The sequence below is a fragment of the Aurantimicrobium minutum genome (assembly GCF_029894165.1).
GTDB classification, from domain to species: domain Bacteria; phylum Actinomycetota; class Actinomycetes; order Actinomycetales; family Microbacteriaceae; genus Aurantimicrobium; species Aurantimicrobium minutum_A.
Genome location: NZ_JARXXU010000001.1, coordinates 247,282 through 262,011, shown reverse-complemented (window position 1 = coordinate 262,011; position 14,730 = coordinate 247,282). Strand labels below are relative to the sequence as shown.

16 protein-coding genes are annotated in these 14,730 nt (G+C 55.2%); 15 read left to right on the top strand and 1 reads right to left on the bottom strand.

Annotation, left to right across the window (positions count from 1 at the left end):
- The first annotated feature begins 35 nt into the window (after positions 1-35).
- The 7 genes from M2119_RS01315 to M2119_RS01285 are packed head-to-tail and all read left to right on the top strand — an operon-like array spanning position 36 to position 7,123.
- Positions 36-1,883, top strand: coding sequence for a PEP-utilizing enzyme (locus M2119_RS01315; protein ID WP_280803174.1), 1,848 nt, complete (start codon positions 36-38; stop codon positions 1,881-1,883).
- 25 nt (positions 1,884-1,908) lie between these two features.
- A complete protein-coding gene (locus M2119_RS01310) occupies positions 1,909-2,622 on the top strand; it encodes an HD domain-containing protein (RefSeq protein WP_280803173.1) in 714 nt (237 codons plus the stop codon).
- On the top strand, positions 2,622-3,383 hold the full coding sequence (locus M2119_RS01305) for an SDR family NAD(P)-dependent oxidoreductase (protein WP_280803172.1): 762 nt from the start codon (positions 2,622-2,624) through the stop codon (positions 3,381-3,383). Before M2119_RS01310 ends, M2119_RS01305 begins: the two co-directional genes overlap by 1 nt.
- A gap of 36 nt (positions 3,384-3,419) precedes the next feature.
- Entirely contained in the window at positions 3,420-3,740 is a 321-nt protein-coding gene (locus M2119_RS01300) for a 2Fe-2S iron-sulfur cluster-binding protein (RefSeq protein WP_280803171.1), read from the top strand.
- A gap of 5 nt (positions 3,741-3,745) precedes the next feature.
- Complete coding sequence (locus tag M2119_RS01295; RefSeq protein ID WP_280803170.1) at positions 3,746-4,990, top strand: NAD(P)/FAD-dependent oxidoreductase; 1,245 nt, start codon at positions 3,746-3,748, stop codon at positions 4,988-4,990.
- An 11-nt stretch (positions 4,991-5,001) separates the two neighbouring features.
- Entirely contained in the window at positions 5,002-5,658 is a 657-nt protein-coding gene (locus M2119_RS01290) for an HD domain-containing protein (RefSeq protein ID WP_280803169.1), read from the top strand.
- Between the two features lie 7 nt (positions 5,659-5,665).
- Entirely contained in the window at positions 5,666-7,123 is a 1,458-nt protein-coding gene (locus tag M2119_RS01285; protein ID WP_280803168.1) for an aldehyde dehydrogenase, read from the top strand.
- A gap of 70 nt (positions 7,124-7,193) precedes the next feature.
- Here the strand turns inward: M2119_RS01285 and M2119_RS01280 are convergent, their stop codons facing one another.
- Positions 7,194-8,387: a 4-hydroxybenzoate 3-monooxygenase gene (locus M2119_RS01280; protein ID WP_348520936.1), complete on the bottom strand. Its 1,194-nt coding sequence runs from the start codon at positions 8,385-8,387 to the stop codon at positions 7,194-7,196.
- A gap of 119 nt (positions 8,388-8,506) precedes the next feature.
- Here M2119_RS01280 and M2119_RS01275 point away from each other — a divergent pair, with 119 nt between their 5' ends.
- The 8 genes from M2119_RS01275 (at position 8,507) to M2119_RS01240 (ending at position 14,729) form a co-directional block, all read left to right on the top strand.
- Complete coding sequence (locus M2119_RS01275) at positions 8,507-9,268, top strand: IclR family transcriptional regulator (protein ID WP_280803167.1); 762 nt, start codon at positions 8,507-8,509, stop codon at positions 9,266-9,268.
- Between the two features lie 66 nt (positions 9,269-9,334).
- Positions 9,335-9,820, top strand: a complete 486-nt coding sequence (locus M2119_RS01270; protein WP_280803166.1) for a nucleotidyltransferase family protein — start codon at positions 9,335-9,337, stop codon at positions 9,818-9,820.
- A gap of 62 nt (positions 9,821-9,882) precedes the next feature.
- Entirely contained in the window at positions 9,883-10,149 is a 267-nt protein-coding gene (locus tag M2119_RS01265; RefSeq protein WP_280803165.1) for a HepT-like ribonuclease domain-containing protein, read from the top strand.
- A 9-nt stretch (positions 10,150-10,158) separates the two neighbouring features.
- Positions 10,159-10,947, top strand: coding sequence for an IclR family transcriptional regulator (locus M2119_RS01260; protein WP_280803164.1), 789 nt, complete (start codon positions 10,159-10,161; stop codon positions 10,945-10,947).
- Positions 10,948-11,052: 105 nt separating this feature from the next.
- The gene (locus M2119_RS01255) at positions 11,053-11,736 is read left to right on the top strand and encodes a 4-carboxy-4-hydroxy-2-oxoadipate aldolase/oxaloacetate decarboxylase (protein WP_280803163.1); all 684 of its coding nucleotides are present in this window, start codon (positions 11,053-11,055) and stop codon (positions 11,734-11,736) included.
- Positions 11,729-12,829 carry a 4-oxalomesaconate tautomerase gene (locus M2119_RS01250; RefSeq protein ID WP_280803162.1) on the top strand — a complete coding sequence of 367 codons (1,101 nt, stop codon included), beginning with the start codon at positions 11,729-11,731 and terminating at the stop codon, positions 12,827-12,829. Before M2119_RS01255 ends, M2119_RS01250 begins: the two co-directional genes overlap by 8 nt.
- Positions 12,826-13,845 (top strand): amidohydrolase family protein, encoded by a 1,020-nt coding sequence (locus M2119_RS01245; RefSeq protein ID WP_280803161.1) that lies wholly within the window; start codon positions 12,826-12,828, stop codon positions 13,843-13,845. Before M2119_RS01250 ends, M2119_RS01245 begins: the two co-directional genes overlap by 4 nt.
- On the top strand, positions 13,842-14,729 hold the full coding sequence (locus tag M2119_RS01240; protein WP_280803160.1) for an amidohydrolase family protein: 888 nt from the start codon (positions 13,842-13,844) through the stop codon (positions 14,727-14,729). The genes M2119_RS01245 and M2119_RS01240 overlap by 4 nt, the downstream gene beginning before the upstream one ends.
- Position 14,730: the final 1 nt, after the last annotated feature.

The following is a 14,730-nucleotide window of genomic DNA, read 5'->3' as shown; positions in this document are numbered from 1 at the left end:
TCCACCAATCTCGACGATGAGAAAGGCTCCACCCCATGTTCGGAAAGAAGGCTAAAGCAATGACGCCAAGTGCCGCTCGCAAGAGCTTCGTCTCGCCTTACGACCTACCAGCGCCCAAGGGCGCTGAAGGTTGGCAAGACCTCTACCCCTATAACCTCGTCTTCCAGGAAAACCTGAAGGACAAGGAAAACTCCAAGTTCTGGTTCTGCGACTCGCAGCACTGGCCTAACGTGTTCAAGCCCTTCGAGACCGTCGGTGTTGAGTTCGCCGTTCGTTGCCTCGGTGCGTACAACACACGCCACTACATCATTCCTCCGGCAAACGGTATTGAGTTCCGCATCCACAACGGCTTCTGCTACATGAGCCCTGTTGCAGTTGCTCCTGAACTCATCGGTGACCGCGTCCCTCACTTCATGGAGCGTGCTGGTTTCTACTTCCAGAACTGGGATTCCCTCCTAGAGAACTGGAAGAAGAAGGTTCTGGCCACCATCGAAGAGATGGATGCTATCAACTTCGAAGCTCTCCCAGACATGGTTGACATTGAGGTCATCACCAGCGGTGCAGGTATTGACCCCACCGCAAAGATGATGGCTGACTACGATCGCCTGATCCAGTTGGCCTACAAGAACTGGGAGCACCACTTCGAGTTCCTGAACCTCGGATACGTCGCCTACCTCGATTTCTTCGGCTTTTGTAAGGAATCCTTCCCCGGTATTCCTGACCTTGCTATCGCAAAGATGGTCATGGGTGTTGACTCGGTCCTGTTCCGTCCCGACGACGAGCTCAAGGATCTGGCCGACCGCGCGGTCAAGCACAACTTGACTGCTGTCTTCGGCAAGAACAATGACGCTGCAACCACCCTTGCGGAACTTGCTGGATCAGCTGACGGCAAGAAGTGGATTGCTGCATGGGAGAAGGCTCAAGAGCCATGGTTCAACTACACCAGCGGTAACGGCTTCTACGGCTCTGACGTCTACTGGCGCGACAACCTCGATCTGCCTATGGGCTACATCCAGGACTACGTTGTTCGTGCAGCTAAGGGCGAGCAGCTTCACCGTCCGAAGGATGCTCTCATCATTGAGCGCGACCGTATCTCGGGTGAATACGCTGAACTTCTTGACGGTGAAGCCCTTGAGACCTTCAACGGCAAGCTTGGTCTAGCACGCACCGTCTATCCCTACGTAGAGGACCACAACTTCTACATTGAGCACTGGACCATGGGCGTCTTCTGGCGCAAGGTTCGTCAGCTGTCTCGTCTGCTGCACAGCTACGGCTTCTGGACCGAACCAGATGACATGCTCTACCTGACCCGAGACGAAGTCCGTCCCGTCCTGTTCGACCTCGCAACTGGTTGGGGAGTTGGCGCAGACTGCATCGCACCTACCTACTGGCCAGCTGAGATCGAGCGTCGTCGCAAGATCGTGGATGCCCTGATGACTGCACGCCCCGAGCCTGCATTCAACGAGCCTCCAGCAGAAATCAACGAGCCCTTCACCATCATGCTCTGGGGTATCACCACCGAGCAGGTTCAGCAGTGGCTTGGCGCCGACGAGGGCGACCCCAACCAGCTCAAGGGTATGGCAGCATCCCCTGGTGTTGTTGAGGGTAAGGCTCGCGTCATCATGGGACCAGAGCAGCTTGACCAGCTCCAGCAGGGCGAAATCCTTGTTGCTCCTGTGACCGCACCTAGCTGGGGACCTGTCTTCGGCAAGATCAGCGCAACCGTGACCGACATCGGTGGAATGATGAGCCACGCGGCTATCGTGTGCCGCGAGTACGGCCTCCCCGCCGTCACCGGTACCGGTTCTGCTTCCACCAAGATTAAGACAGGTATGAAGATTCGAGTCGATGGCTCGAACGGTACCGTCGAGATCATTGGCTAAGTAAGCAGCCACTAAGGAATAAACTATGTCGTCCCCATCCCACTCACCAGTTGTCAATCACCTGGGCCGCGATGTCACCGGAAAGATTCCGGATGCATCGCGAGTCCCCGGGATGATTGAACTGAACGAGCGGGATGGGGCGATTTGGTCCCTGGCGAAGGGATACCTTCGCACCCGTGACAACGACGCGCATAGTCTCTATGCCTATTCCATCGCGCAAGCATTACTCTCACAGATTCCTGAGGCTGATGAGAACATCGTGCTCCCAGCGATTCTGTTGCATGACACGGGATGGTCGACTGTAGATGAGCGTCTTGCGCTCGAAGCGATCGCTCCTGGGGCTGATGACTCTCTTCACCACCTGGTCATTCAGCATGAAAAAGAGGGTGCCCGCATAGCGCGTGAGATCCTCGAGCAGGTCGGAGTTCCCGAGGAGGACATCGTGCAAATCGTGGACATCATTGATGGCCATGACACCCGTCTCGTCACCATCAACACCAACGATGCCTTGGTCAAGGACTCCGACAAGGTCTGGCGCGTTACCCCTCACGGTCGCCGTGTCGTGATGGACTGGTTTGGCATCGATGCCCAACAGTCTTTGCGGCTGTGTGCTTACCGGGCATATAACGAACTTTTTACAGACCAAGCAAAAGCAATGTCACGTGTGCTCGTGACTACTGCCTGCATGGATTTCAGTGATGAAATTGCTAACACTTACACCCGAGAGGATGTCGCCTAATGGGTGCACTACAGAATTTTGATGGCAAGGTCGTCATCGTTACCGGAGCTGCAGGTGGGCTCGGCCGCGCTTTTGCTCAAGGCTTCGCCGCCGAGGGTGCTCAGCTTGTTGTTGCTGACATTGACCAGGCTGGCGTCGAAGAAACGGCAGCAATGCTGACCGCCACTGGCGCGAAGGCCATCGCGGTGAAGGTAGATGTCACGAACAAAGAATCCACTGATGCGCTCGCTCAGGCCGCGCTGGATGCCTTTGGACGCATTGATGTCCTCATCAACAATGCGGCTATTTATGCAACGTTGACTCGCAAGCCTTTCACAGAGATAGACCCCGCCGAATGGGACCGCGTGATGAACGTGAACGTCAAGGGCGCGTGGCTGTGCTCAGCTTCGGTATACCCCAAGATGGCTCAGCCCGGCGGCCGCATTGTGAATGTGGCTTCCGCAACGGTATTCAGCGGCTCACCTCTGTGGATGCACTATGTGGCATCCAAAGCTGCTGTGATCGGAATGACCAGAGTCATGGCCCGTGAAGTGGGTGCACAGGGCGTGACAGTTAACGCGATTGCCCCTGGCTTTACTCTCACGGAGGCAAGCCTCGGTTTGATGGAAGATGCAGAAACCTATGGTGTTGATCGAGGCGCCATCAAACGCGCTAGTCAGCCGGAAGACATCGTGGGAACAGCCATTTTCCTTGCAGGTGATGACTCTGGCTACATCACAGGACAGACGCTCGTCGTCGACGGCGGCAAGCAGTTCATCTAACACTTTTATCGACAGAACACATCACAGGAGAAACCAATGCCCCACGTAACCTATATTTCCCCAGACGGAACCGAGACCACGCTCGAAGCTCGTGATGGTGATTCCGTCATGGAAATCGCTGTAAAGAACGGCGTCAAGGGCATCGTCGCTGAATGTGGTGGCGCATGTTCCTGCGCAACCTGCCACGTCTATGTCGATGACGCTTTCATTGCTGCTGCCGGAGAGGTCTCCGACCTCGAAGACGACATGCTCGATGGTGCAGAGTCCGAACGTCTGCCGGTTTCCCGACTTTCTTGCCAGATCAAGATGTGTGCAGAGCTCGACGGTCTCAAGGTCCGAATCGCTCCCAAGCAGTAGTCATCATGAAGGAAAAAATTCTTATCATCGGTGCCGGCCAAGCCGGTATGCAAATAGCCTCGTCGCTGCGCGACGAAGGCTATGCCGGTGATGTCACTATCGTGGGCGAGGAAGCATATGCCCCCTACCAGCGACCACCATTGTCGAAGGCATATCTTGCCGGCGACATGGATGAAGAATCTTTAGAGTTCCGCAACGAACACTTCTATGTTGAGAACAACATTGGTGTTGTCACGGGTGACAAAATTGTGCATGTCGAGTTTGGCCCAGCTGGGGGATTAGCCACCGGCGGCTCGGGAAAGTCCTACGAGTTCGACAAACTGGCCCTGACTACAGGTGCGGATCCCCGCAAGCTCAAAGTCGAGGGTGCCGATCTTGACGGGGTGCTCTACATGCGTCATCTCGACGACGCCAAAGAGCTCAAGAAACGCTGGGACTCTATCGACAACCTTGTTGTTCTCGGTGGGGGATTTATTGGACTCGAGGTTGCCGCGGTTGCTCAGAAAGCTGGCAAGAACGTCACCGTTTTGCAGTCCGGTTCTCGTCTGATGAGTCGGGCGGTGTCGCCGATTGTGAGTGACTTTTACAAGGCAGCACATGAAAAGCGTGGCACCACTGTTCACCTCAACGCGCAGGTGTCACACCTTGTGGGTGACAGAGGCAAAGTTACGGGAGTTCAGCTCGCTGATGGCACTCTTGTTCCTGCAGACATTGTCATGGTGGGAATCGGTGTAACCGCTCGAGGGGAATTAGCTGATCAGCTGGCACTCGAGATGGAAGACGGCGTCATCGTGGTCAACGAGTTTGCGGAAACTTCCAACTCGAACGTTGTCGCTGCTGGCGACGCAGTTATCCTGCCTCACCCACTTGGGCATGAAGGTACTGTCCGTTTGGAATCTGTGCAGAACGCCGTGGATCAGGCCAAAGTTGCCGCTCAGACACTCATGGGAATTCGCGAGCCGTACCGGGCTGTCCCGTGGTTCTGGTCTGACCAGGCAGATCTCAAACTACAAATTGCGGGCCTCTCTTCAGGATACGACCAGACCGTTATTCGAGGTGATCGAGCCGCGGACAAATTCTCCGTTCTCTATTACAAGAACGGTTCCCTGTTGGCCATCGACGCTGTCAATGACGTCAGCGACTATATGGCCGTTCGTCGCGCACTTAATGCAGGAGCAAACATCCCTGCAGATGCGGCAGCAGACTCCTCAACTCCTCTTAAAACGCTCATTACGGGCGGGGAAGCGTAAAGAAAATGACGATGGAATACACGCATGTCTTGGGAGACATCCCCACGCTGGCAAACGGTGCGAGCCCCCGAGGCGACTGGGAAAACCTTGACGCCGTCTGGGTTGCGGTTCGTCCCTATCTCCGGACCCGTGCCAATGACATTCACTTGCCCCTGTCCTTCAACTTTGCTGAATTGCTCCTGGATCACCACCCCGAGGCAGATTCACTCGTCACCCGACTCGCTATCCTTCTCCACGACACCGGCTGGGCTCGAGTCGACGAGGACCGGATCATTTCTGAGGGCTTCCGCAGTGATAATGCCATGCAGTCCGACATTCGTGTCCTGCATGAAATCGAAGGTTGCAACATTGCCCGCGAAGTTCTGCCCCCACTGGGTTACAGCGACGCAGTAGTCAACGCTGTCTGCACCATCATTGACGGTCACGACACCGACCCCAACCACGACGGCATCGAAGATGCCATCATGCGTGATGCGGACCGCCTGTGGCGCTTCCAGCCCACCGGTATGGCGTTCTCAGCATTGTGGTTTGGAAAGACCCCCCAGGAAATCCGTCTACGCCTGGAAGACACCATTTATGACCAGCTCATTACTGCGGAAGCTCGTGCCATTGCGGAAGTAGAGCTTGCTCGCTCGATTGAGCTCCTCAAACTCGACGTTATTCAGTAAGGACATTATGACCACGCTCGCGGAATACCACGAAGATAACTTCATCAGTGGTGACTGGGTTAAGTCACTCTCTGACAAAAAGATCGAGATAGTTGACCCTTCCACCGAGGAGATCTGGGGAGCGGTCCCTGCCTCAAGTGCTGAGGATATCGATGCAGCAGTGCAAGCTGCTTCTCGCGCGTTCCGTGGAACTGGGTGGAGTGACATAGGCGCCCCTGCGCGTGCAGCAATGATGATTCGTCTAGCCGAAGAATTTGAGGCACGTGCCGAAAGGCTGGCGATGATCATCACCAGTGAAAACGGAACGGGCATTACTGAAACTCGCCAGGCTGCTGGTCACGCCGGCAAACTTCTTCGCTACTACGCGGGACTTGCTGATTATGTTGACCAGGTTGATGAACGTCCATTCCCTGGCGTGGTGGACCAGTTCACTGAAGTTGTTCGTCAGCCCCGGGGTGTTGCGGCGCTCATTGCTCCCTGGAATTTCCCTGTCGCACTCGTAATGGTCAAACTGGCACCTGCTCTCATTGCGGGTTGCACGGTCGTGATTAAGCCTGCATCTGAGACTCCACTGGATTTGCGTGTTCTGATGGAAGCAGCACAGGCTGCTGGGATTCCTGAAGGTGTTCTCAATCTCATTACCTGTGGTCGTGACGTTGTGGGAGCTCTCGTGGAGCACCCCCTGGTCGCCAAGGTTGCGTTTACTGGGTCTACCGGCGTGGGCCGCTTGCTCGCGGAGCAGTGTGGACGACTACTGCGTCCTGTCACACTTGAGCTGGGTGGAAAGTCAGCAAGTATTGTTCTGCCGGATGCCAACCTGGACTACTTTGCATCCATGTTGAACAGAACCTGTCTGAGGAACACAGGCCAGACGTGTTACAACTCCACTCGTATCTTGGCTCCTCGATCCATCTACAACGAGGTCGTTGATGCCGTGGCAACGGTGGTGGGCAACACCAGCATTGGTGATCCTTTTGATCCAGCAACGGTCTATGGACCTTCCGCGTCGAAGAAGCAAGCAGCAACAGTGGCGGACTATATTCGCATAGGCCAAGAAGAGGGCGCTCGTGTCGCGGTGGGCGGCTCCGGAATGCCAGAAGGAATTACCCGCGGCTACTACAACAAGCCCACTGTCTTTGCAGATGTGAATAACCAGATGCGCGTGGCACGTGAAGAAATTTTTGGCCCTGTCCTTGTCGTGATCCCATTCGAAGATGAAAACGATGCCGTCAACATCGCCAATGATTCACCATTTGGCTTGGGAGGCTCCATCTTCACCGAAGACCCCAAACACGGTGCTGCGCTTGCTCGCCGCATTGAGTCGGGATCAGTGGGAATCAACTTCTATGGCTCTAACCTGGCCGCACCATTTGGGGGCTGGAAAGACTCTGGTATCGGGATGGAATACGGCCCTGAAGCTATCGGGGCGTATACGCGGATGAAATCGATCCACCGCAAGCGCTAATTTGTTTTTTACAACTACTCATCCCCCACATTTTTTGTGGGGGATGAGTAGTTAAGAGCCACGTAGGTTGTTAGCGCCAGTCGTCTGCGCTGTAATCCCAGCCCACATAACCTTCAGCGATGTAGGTCTGTCCCGCTTCAGATTCAGTTATGGCGTAGAGGTCAGCGACCTGGCGCAATTTATCGAACTCGGTTGCATCCGGTGCGATGTGCAACATTGTGGTCATCATGTAGGAGTAGTTGGTGGCCTTCCAGATGCGCTTGAGTGCGTCCTGCTGGTACGTGTCTAAGAATTTCTCAGAACCGGAACGGTAGTACTCACGAAGTGCTCGGTTCAACCACAACACATCGCTGAAGGCGAGGTTGAGGCCCTTAGCCCCGGTGGGAGGAACAGTGTGAGCGGCATCTCCCATGAGGAAGACCTTGTTCTTGCGGAGGCTGTCGTGCACGTAACTGCGGAACTTGAGAACGTCCTTGCGAAAGATAGGACCGCGCTTGAGTTCGTGTGTGGCCACACCTGCCTGGAGCTTGTCCCAGATCTGCTCGTCGCTGACTGCGTTGACGTCCATGTTGGGGTCGCACTGGAAATACATGCGCTGAACTTTCTCATCTCGAGTCGAAATGAGAACGAAGCCTTCTTCAGAGCGACTATAGATCAATTCTTCCGAGCTGGGGGGTGCGTCAACAAGGATGCCGTACCAGCCGAATGGATATTCTCGGGCCATCCCACTGAAGCGGTTACCAGTGACGTATTCACGGGCAATGCTCATCGAACCGTCGGCGCCAATGATGAAGTCTGCAGAGATTTCGAAGGCTTCCCCCTCGGCAGTCTTTCCCACAATCATGGGTCCGTTGGGGCCGTCGATAACCTTCTCTGCCAAGTGTTCGAACAGCGGGGTCACGCCAGCTGCAACCCGGGCCTTGATCTGGTCCTTGAGCACCTCGTGCTGGGGGTAGAGATAGACACCTTTTCCAGTGAGCTTGGGAAAGTCGAAGCGGTGTGCATGGCCATCGAAATGGAATTCGACACCGTCGTGACGCATGGTCTCAACGTAGTCGCGCGAGACAACGCCGGTTTCCACGAGTACCTCGACTGCGGGGGATTCGAGGATTCCCGCCTTAACTGTCCCTTCGATGTCTTCGCGGCTCCGGCCGTCAATAACAACTGAGTCAATGCCTGCGCGTTGAAGGAGGTGGGCGAGCTGCAGACCTGCAGGGCCGGACCCTAGAATGCCTACCTGTGTGCGGATTGTTGTGGTCATCATTGAACCTTTGCTGTGTGGGGAATGCGTAGTGGTGAACGTCTAGGTCTATTCAGACCTATGCGGAAGAAGCCAACAAGACTAAAGTTTCATGGGATGGAAGTTTCAGAACGGAGCCCCACATGAGCCCAGCACGAGTCGACAGCGGTGCCCCCACGGCGCTTCTGGAGCGCGCCATGGAGGTCCTCAGTTGCTTCGATCCCAAGCACAGTGCCCTCACACTGACCGAGCTCGCTGAGCTGACCAAACTTCCCATGTCCACCTGTCATCGCATCGTGGGGACCCTCGAACAGGGGGGATTTTTGAGCAAAGGCAGTGACCGTAAGTTCCGAGTCGGCACCAAGCTCTGGACCATCGCGCAGCATGCTCCCTTGAGTGAGCGCCTGCGTGAAAGCGCATTGCCCACTCTTGCGCGTCTTTATGAAGAGACTGGCGAAAATGTGACACTGGCCGTGCTTGACCGGGGTCAGGCACTCTATGTTGACCGCCTGGTGGGGGAGAGAAGTATCCCCACCATCAGTCGTGCTGGTGGTCACCTTCCCCTGCACACCACTGGTGTGGGCAAGGTGTTGTTGGCATATCAATCAGAGAAAGCGATCGAGCAGTATCTGGCCCAGCCTCTGCCCAAGCCCACGCCTCAGTCGATTACTCAACCTGATGCACTCCGTAGGGATCTCGCGGAAGTGCGCAAGAACGGCTATTCCATTACTCGTCAAGAGATGACGCGGGGAAGTGGCTCTATCGCTGTTCCCATCATGCGCAACGGGCGCTGTGTGGCAGCTGTGGGCGTGATTGTGCACTTGAACAGACTCGACACCAACCGCTTGGTCTCCACGCTGACAGATGCAGCAGCGTCTATTGCGGCGGAACTCGACGGTCACTAATACCTCCGTAGTTCAATGTGAATACTGCTCTGTCAGTTCTTGTGTATAACTGATAGTATTTACTATATGTCTACCGTTTCAACTTTCGAACAGCTACAGACTGAAGCCCGCGCTGCTGACCTTCTCTATGCGAGGTCTCGGAAGATCTTGGTGGATGCGGTTCGGGCGGGAATCAAGGCGGGCCTGAGTCAGCGAGACATTGCTACTGCTGTGGGGAGAAGCCAACCTGAGGTTTCGAGACTGGTTCGTTTCCATGGGCAGACGCCTTTGGGGAAGAAGCTTCGCCAGCACCGCAGTGAGGTCATCAAGGTTGCGAAATCTCATGGAGCTAGGGGCATCAAGGTTTTCGGGAGTGTGGTGACGGGCAAGGAGCATGAAGGCTCAGATATTGACCTGTTAGTAACTTTCGATAAGGGTGTCACCCTTATGGGTATCGTTCGCCTGGAATTCGCACTCGGCGAATTGTTAGGAGTCGAAGTAGATGTCGTTGGAGAGAAAAGCCTCAGACCTTTTCTTCGTGAGCGTGTACTGGGGGAAGCGGTCCCTCTGTGAGTAGGTCCGATGAGGAACTAGTCCGGGACGCACTGAATCATTTAGATATGTTGAAGTACCACATGGCAAAGGGACCTTTTGAAGATCCGACCATATCTGATGCTGTGAATATGCGACTTGCTGCTGCGTTAGAGACAATTTCTCAAACAAGCTCTGTGCTTCGAGAAAAATATTTCAGTGATGATTGGCGTCATATGAAGTCCATGAGAAACAGAATTTCTCATGGGTATTCACTGCTCGATTTAGAACTCGTCCAAGGCACGATTGAACAAGATGTGCCGCACTTCGAGCTCCAACTTCGTAAGGCACTGGCCCAAATTTCAACCTAGGCTGGAATGGTGACCGAGAAGAGCGTTCCGACCCGCACCGTCACTGGTCGCGCGCTCGCCGTCTTAGACACCTTCGATGTGAAGCACCGTCGGCAGTCCCTTGCCTCAATCTCTCGTCGAGCCGACCTCCCCTTGACCACGGTTCACCGTTTGGTGCACGAACTGGAAAAACAGAATGCTCTGGTTCGAGGCTCTGACGGCGACTACGAAATCGGCAGCAAGATTTGGCGCTTAGGACTTCTGGCTTCAGTGCACTCAGACCTGCGTGAAGTCGCACTGCCCTATATGGAAGACGTCTACCAACTTCACAATGATGCCGTGCAGATCGCTGTGTTAGACGGACTGCGCTGTTTGATTGTGGAGCGCATCGCGGGGTCTAGAACCCTCGAAGTCATGAGTAAACCGGGCTCTAGGCTTGCTCTCCATGCCACCGGCGTGGGGAAGGTGCTTCTTGCTCATGGCGATGCGGAACTGCAGAAGGCAGTTCTGAACTCCTTAGATCGTTTTACCGATCAAACCATTACGGATCCCGGGGTTCTGGAAACTCAGCTCAAAACCATCAAGGTTCAGGGCTTTGCCAAGACCCAGGAGGAGCTCGCGGAGGGTGCGGTTTCCATTGCTGTGCCCTTGCGGGGCAAGGGCGGCAATGTCATCGCCGCACTCGGAGTTGTGGCCCCCAGCGATGGTCGGGATTTGGGCAAATTAGTGCCCGTGATGCAGGTCACCGGAGCCGCGCTGTCGAAGAAGTTGGTTGAAGCTGGCCTAGGAGATGCGGCTCGCCTCCAGGCAAGCACCTAAACCCCCACAAATTATCCTTCCACTATCCGGAAGGCTCCTTGGTTTTCTTCTTCACAATGAGGTTGTCTGTATACAGGCTTACCTGCAGATATTCGAAGGAGAATCATGGCACGCGTCGTTCGAGGAACACCACGAACCCCACTTGAGATTGTGGACGGTCTTGCCGCTCTCGGATCCGCAACTGTGCACGAGGCACAGGGACGTATCGGGCTGTTGAACCGTCGACTGCGCCCCATCTTCCCCGCCATGATTGCTGGCAACGCACTGACCTGTGAAGTTGCCCCCGGTGACAACTGGATGATCCACGTTGCCGTGGAACAGGCACAGCCTGGCGACCTCCTCATCGTGACCCCCACCAGCCCCTGCGACGATGGTTACCTCGGTGACCTGCTCGCAGAAAGCTTGATGGCTCACGGTGTTCGTGGACTCGTGATTGATGCAGGTGTGCGGGACGTGGCAACTCTGACCGAGATGGGTTTCCCCGTCTGGTCCAAGACCATTAGTTCCCAGGGCACCGTCAAGGAAACCATTGCAAACGTGCAGACACCCATCTTGATGGCAGACCAGCTGGTTCGCCCAGGTGATGTCATTGTGGCGGACATTGACGGGGTGTGCGTGGTTCGCCGTGAAGATGCCGAAAAGGTTCTCAAGGCAGCCCAGGAACGCGAAGCCATGGAAGCCGGAAAGCGCACGCGCTTGGCTACCGGTGAACTCGGTCTCGACATCTACAACATGCGCGACAAGCTCGCTGCAAAGGGTCTCGTCTACGAGGACTACGCGGGTGAATAACTCTCAAGTAGCTGTTCCCTGCGCTGTGATGCGCGGGGGGACATCGAAGGGTCTCTATTTCCTGGCCAGTGACCTGCCAGCTGATCGAGCTGCCCGGGACACCTTCTTGCTTGCTGCTATGGGTTCACCTGATGTGCGCGAGATTGATGGCATGGGAGGCGGCCACCCGCTGACCTCCAAGGTTGCTGTTGTTTCGAGGTCCGAGCGTGACGGCATCGACGTGGACTACCTGTTTTTGCAGGTGTGGCCAGACCGTGCAGAAGTCAGCGACCAGCAGAACTGCGGCAACATTTTGGCTGGTGTGGGCCCGTTTGTAATTGAGAAGGGACTCGTTGCCGCCGCAGATGGCGTAACCCCCGTTGCGATCTATATGGAGAATACCGACTCACGGGCGACCGCATTCGTTGAGACTCCCGGTGGAGTCGTCAACTATGCCGGTACAGCCCGCATCGACGGTGTTCCAGGAACCCACGCTCCGATCAACATCAACTTCGAAGATGTTGCTGGTTCCAGTTGCGGTGCTCTGCTTCCCACCGGCAACGTGGTTGATGAGGTTCTTGGCGTGCAGGTCACCTGCATCGACAACGGCATGCCCGTTGTCTGTCTGAACGCTTCTGACTTTGGCATCACAGGCTACGAGACTCCTGCAGAGCTTGAAGCAAACACTGAACTCAAGGCACGTGTGGAAGAGATTCGGCTTGCTGTCGGCCCCCTCATGAATCTGGGAGATGTGTCGAACAAGACCGTTCCCAAGATGAGCTTGCTTGCTCCTGCCCAGGACGGTGGTCTGCTCACTACCCGCACATTCATCCCTCACCGGGTGCACGAAAGTATTGGTGTTCTTGGTGCTGTCTCCGTTGCCACCGCGTGCATGCTCGAAGGCAGTGTTGCTGCCCAGATCGCAGGCTTGGACACCATTGGTTCCAGCCTGGAGGTGGAAGTGGAGCACCCCACTGGTTTCTTCACCGTCCAGATGGAAGTGGACAATTCTTCTGGATCCCCTGTTGTGACAAAGTCTGCGCTGCTGCGCACCGCCCGCATGCTTATGTCGGGTTCTGTTTACGTCCTCGAATCTGCTTGGGAGAACGCATGATTATCGACATTCACGGCCACTACACAACGGCCCCTGAGCTGCACAACCAATGGCGCATTGATCAGCTTGCTGCGTATGCAGCAGGTCAACCCAGCCCCGAATACCCTGAGATCTCAGATGAGATTATCCGCGAGACCATTGAGCAGAACCAGCTCAAGCTCATCAAGGAACGTGGTTCAGACCTCACTATCTTCTCTCCTCGTGCTTCTGCAATGGGCCACCACGAAGGTGACCAACGCATCAGCCTTGAATGGACCATTGCGTGCAATAACTTGATTAAGCGCGTTGTTGACCTGTTCCCCGAGGACTTTATTGGTGTTGCTCAGCTGCCCCAGTCACCCGGAGCTGATCTGACCGAAACCATCAAGGAAATGCAACGCTGCATTAATGAACTTGGTTTCATCGGAGTGAACCTGAACCCTGACCCCTCTGGCGGACAGTGGCAGACCGTTCCCCTGACGGACAAGTTCTGGTACCCGCTCTACGAGAAGATGGTCGAACTCGACGTTCCTGCCATGATTCATGTCTCGGCATCCTGCAACCACAACTTCCACGCCACCGGTGCGCACTACATGAATGCGGACACCACGGCGTTTATGCAGCTCATCCAGGGCAACTTGTTTGCTGACTTCCCCACCTTACGTTTCATCATCCCTCACGGTGGTGGGGCTGTTCCGTATCACTGGGGCCGTTACCGTGGCTTGGCGGACATGCTCAAGCAGCCCAGTTTGGATACTCACGTGATGAACAATGTGTTCTTCGATACCTGCGTGTATCACCAGCCTGGTATCGATCTCTTGGTTGATGTGATCGACAACAAGAACGTGCTCTTTGGATCAGAAATGATCGGTGCCGTTCGAGGAATTGACCCTCAGACCGGACAGTATTTTGATGACACCAAGCGCTATATCGATGCTGCGAAAATCTCGGATACCGAGCGCGAGAACATCTTCTCGAAGAATGCTCGCACCGTCTTCCCGCGGCTGGACTCCAAGCTGAAGGAACGCGGACTATGAGCGCGTTTGTGAAAGATGCAGATTGGCTCGACTGGCACCCCAACCCCAGCAAGCCCAAGTTCCAGGTTCCCGCCGGTGCTGTAGATGCCCACTGCCACGTTTTCGGCCCAGGTGATGTGTTCCCCTTCGCGCCAGAGCGCAAGTACACACCCTGCGATGCCAGCTGGGAACAGTTGTTTGCCCTGCGCGACTTTCTAGGATTCGACAAGAACGTTGTCGTCCAAGCCACCTGCCACGGATCTGACAACTCAGCACTCCTTGATGTGCTCGAGCGTGCGAACGGCAAAGCCCGCGGTGTTGTCACCGTAAAGCCGGACATTTCTGCTGAAGAACTGCAGCGCATGCACGATCTTGGCGTGAGGGGTGTCCGCTTCAACTACGTCAAGCGTTTGGTTGATCCCAAGCCCGATGACTACTACCGCGAGATTATTGAGAAAATCCGTCCCCTCGGCTGGCACGTCGTTCTCTACTTCGAACCAGCTGACTTGAAAGAAAAGAAGGATTTCTTCAACTCACTTAAAATTCCGTTGGTCATTGACCACATGGGTCGCCCCGATGTGACTAAGCCCGTGGATAATGACGAGTTTGAGATGTTCCTCGACTTCATGCGCGGAAACAAAGATGTCTGGTGCAAGGTCAGCTGTCCTGACCGTCTGACAAAGACGGGTTCACCTGGGTACCTGGACGTTGTTCCCTTTGCCAAGAAGATCGTCGAAGAATTTCCTGATCGCGTTTTGTGGGGCACGGACTGGCCGCACCCCAATATGAAGACCGAGATGCCCGATGACGGCATCTTGGTTGACTATGTTCCTTCAATTGCAACGACAGCGCAGTTGCAAGAGAAATTGCTTGTTACCAACCCCACCACTCTCTACTGGAGCTAAT

Excerpts from the sequence above, each read along its gene's own strand:
- M2119_RS01240 (WP_280803160.1), top strand. The coding sequence starts at position 13,842 with ATGAGCGCGTTTGTGAAAGATGCAGATTGGCTCGACTGGCACCCCAAC.
- M2119_RS01310 (WP_280803173.1), top strand. The coding sequence starts at position 1,909 with ATGTCGTCCCCATCCCACTCACCAGTTGTCAATCACCTGGGCCGCGAT.
- M2119_RS01315 (WP_280803174.1), top strand. The coding sequence starts at position 36 with ATGTTCGGAAAGAAGGCTAAAGCAATGACGCCAAGTGCCGCTCGCAAG.
- M2119_RS01280 (WP_348520936.1), bottom strand. The coding sequence starts at position 8,387 with ATGATGACCACAACAATCCGCACACAGGTAGGCATTCTAGGGTCCGGC.
- M2119_RS01255 (WP_280803163.1), top strand. The coding sequence starts at position 11,053 with ATGGCACGCGTCGTTCGAGGAACACCACGAACCCCACTTGAGATTGTG.
- M2119_RS01300 (WP_280803171.1), top strand. The coding sequence starts at position 3,420 with ATGCCCCACGTAACCTATATTTCCCCAGACGGAACCGAGACCACGCTC.
- M2119_RS01285 (WP_280803168.1), top strand. The coding sequence starts at position 5,666 with ATGACCACGCTCGCGGAATACCACGAAGATAACTTCATCAGTGGTGAC.
- M2119_RS01265 (WP_280803165.1), top strand. The coding sequence starts at position 9,883 with ATGGCAAAGGGACCTTTTGAAGATCCGACCATATCTGATGCTGTGAAT.
- M2119_RS01270 (WP_280803166.1), top strand. The coding sequence starts at position 9,335 with ATGTCTACCGTTTCAACTTTCGAACAGCTACAGACTGAAGCCCGCGCT.
- M2119_RS01305 (WP_280803172.1), top strand. The coding sequence starts at position 2,622 with ATGGGTGCACTACAGAATTTTGATGGCAAGGTCGTCATCGTTACCGGA.
- M2119_RS01290 (WP_280803169.1), top strand. The coding sequence starts at position 5,002 with ATGGAATACACGCATGTCTTGGGAGACATCCCCACGCTGGCAAACGGT.
- M2119_RS01275 (WP_280803167.1), top strand. The coding sequence starts at position 8,507 with ATGAGCCCAGCACGAGTCGACAGCGGTGCCCCCACGGCGCTTCTGGAG.
- M2119_RS01295 (WP_280803170.1), top strand. The coding sequence starts at position 3,746 with ATGAAGGAAAAAATTCTTATCATCGGTGCCGGCCAAGCCGGTATGCAA.
- M2119_RS01245 (WP_280803161.1), top strand. The coding sequence starts at position 12,826 with ATGATTATCGACATTCACGGCCACTACACAACGGCCCCTGAGCTGCAC.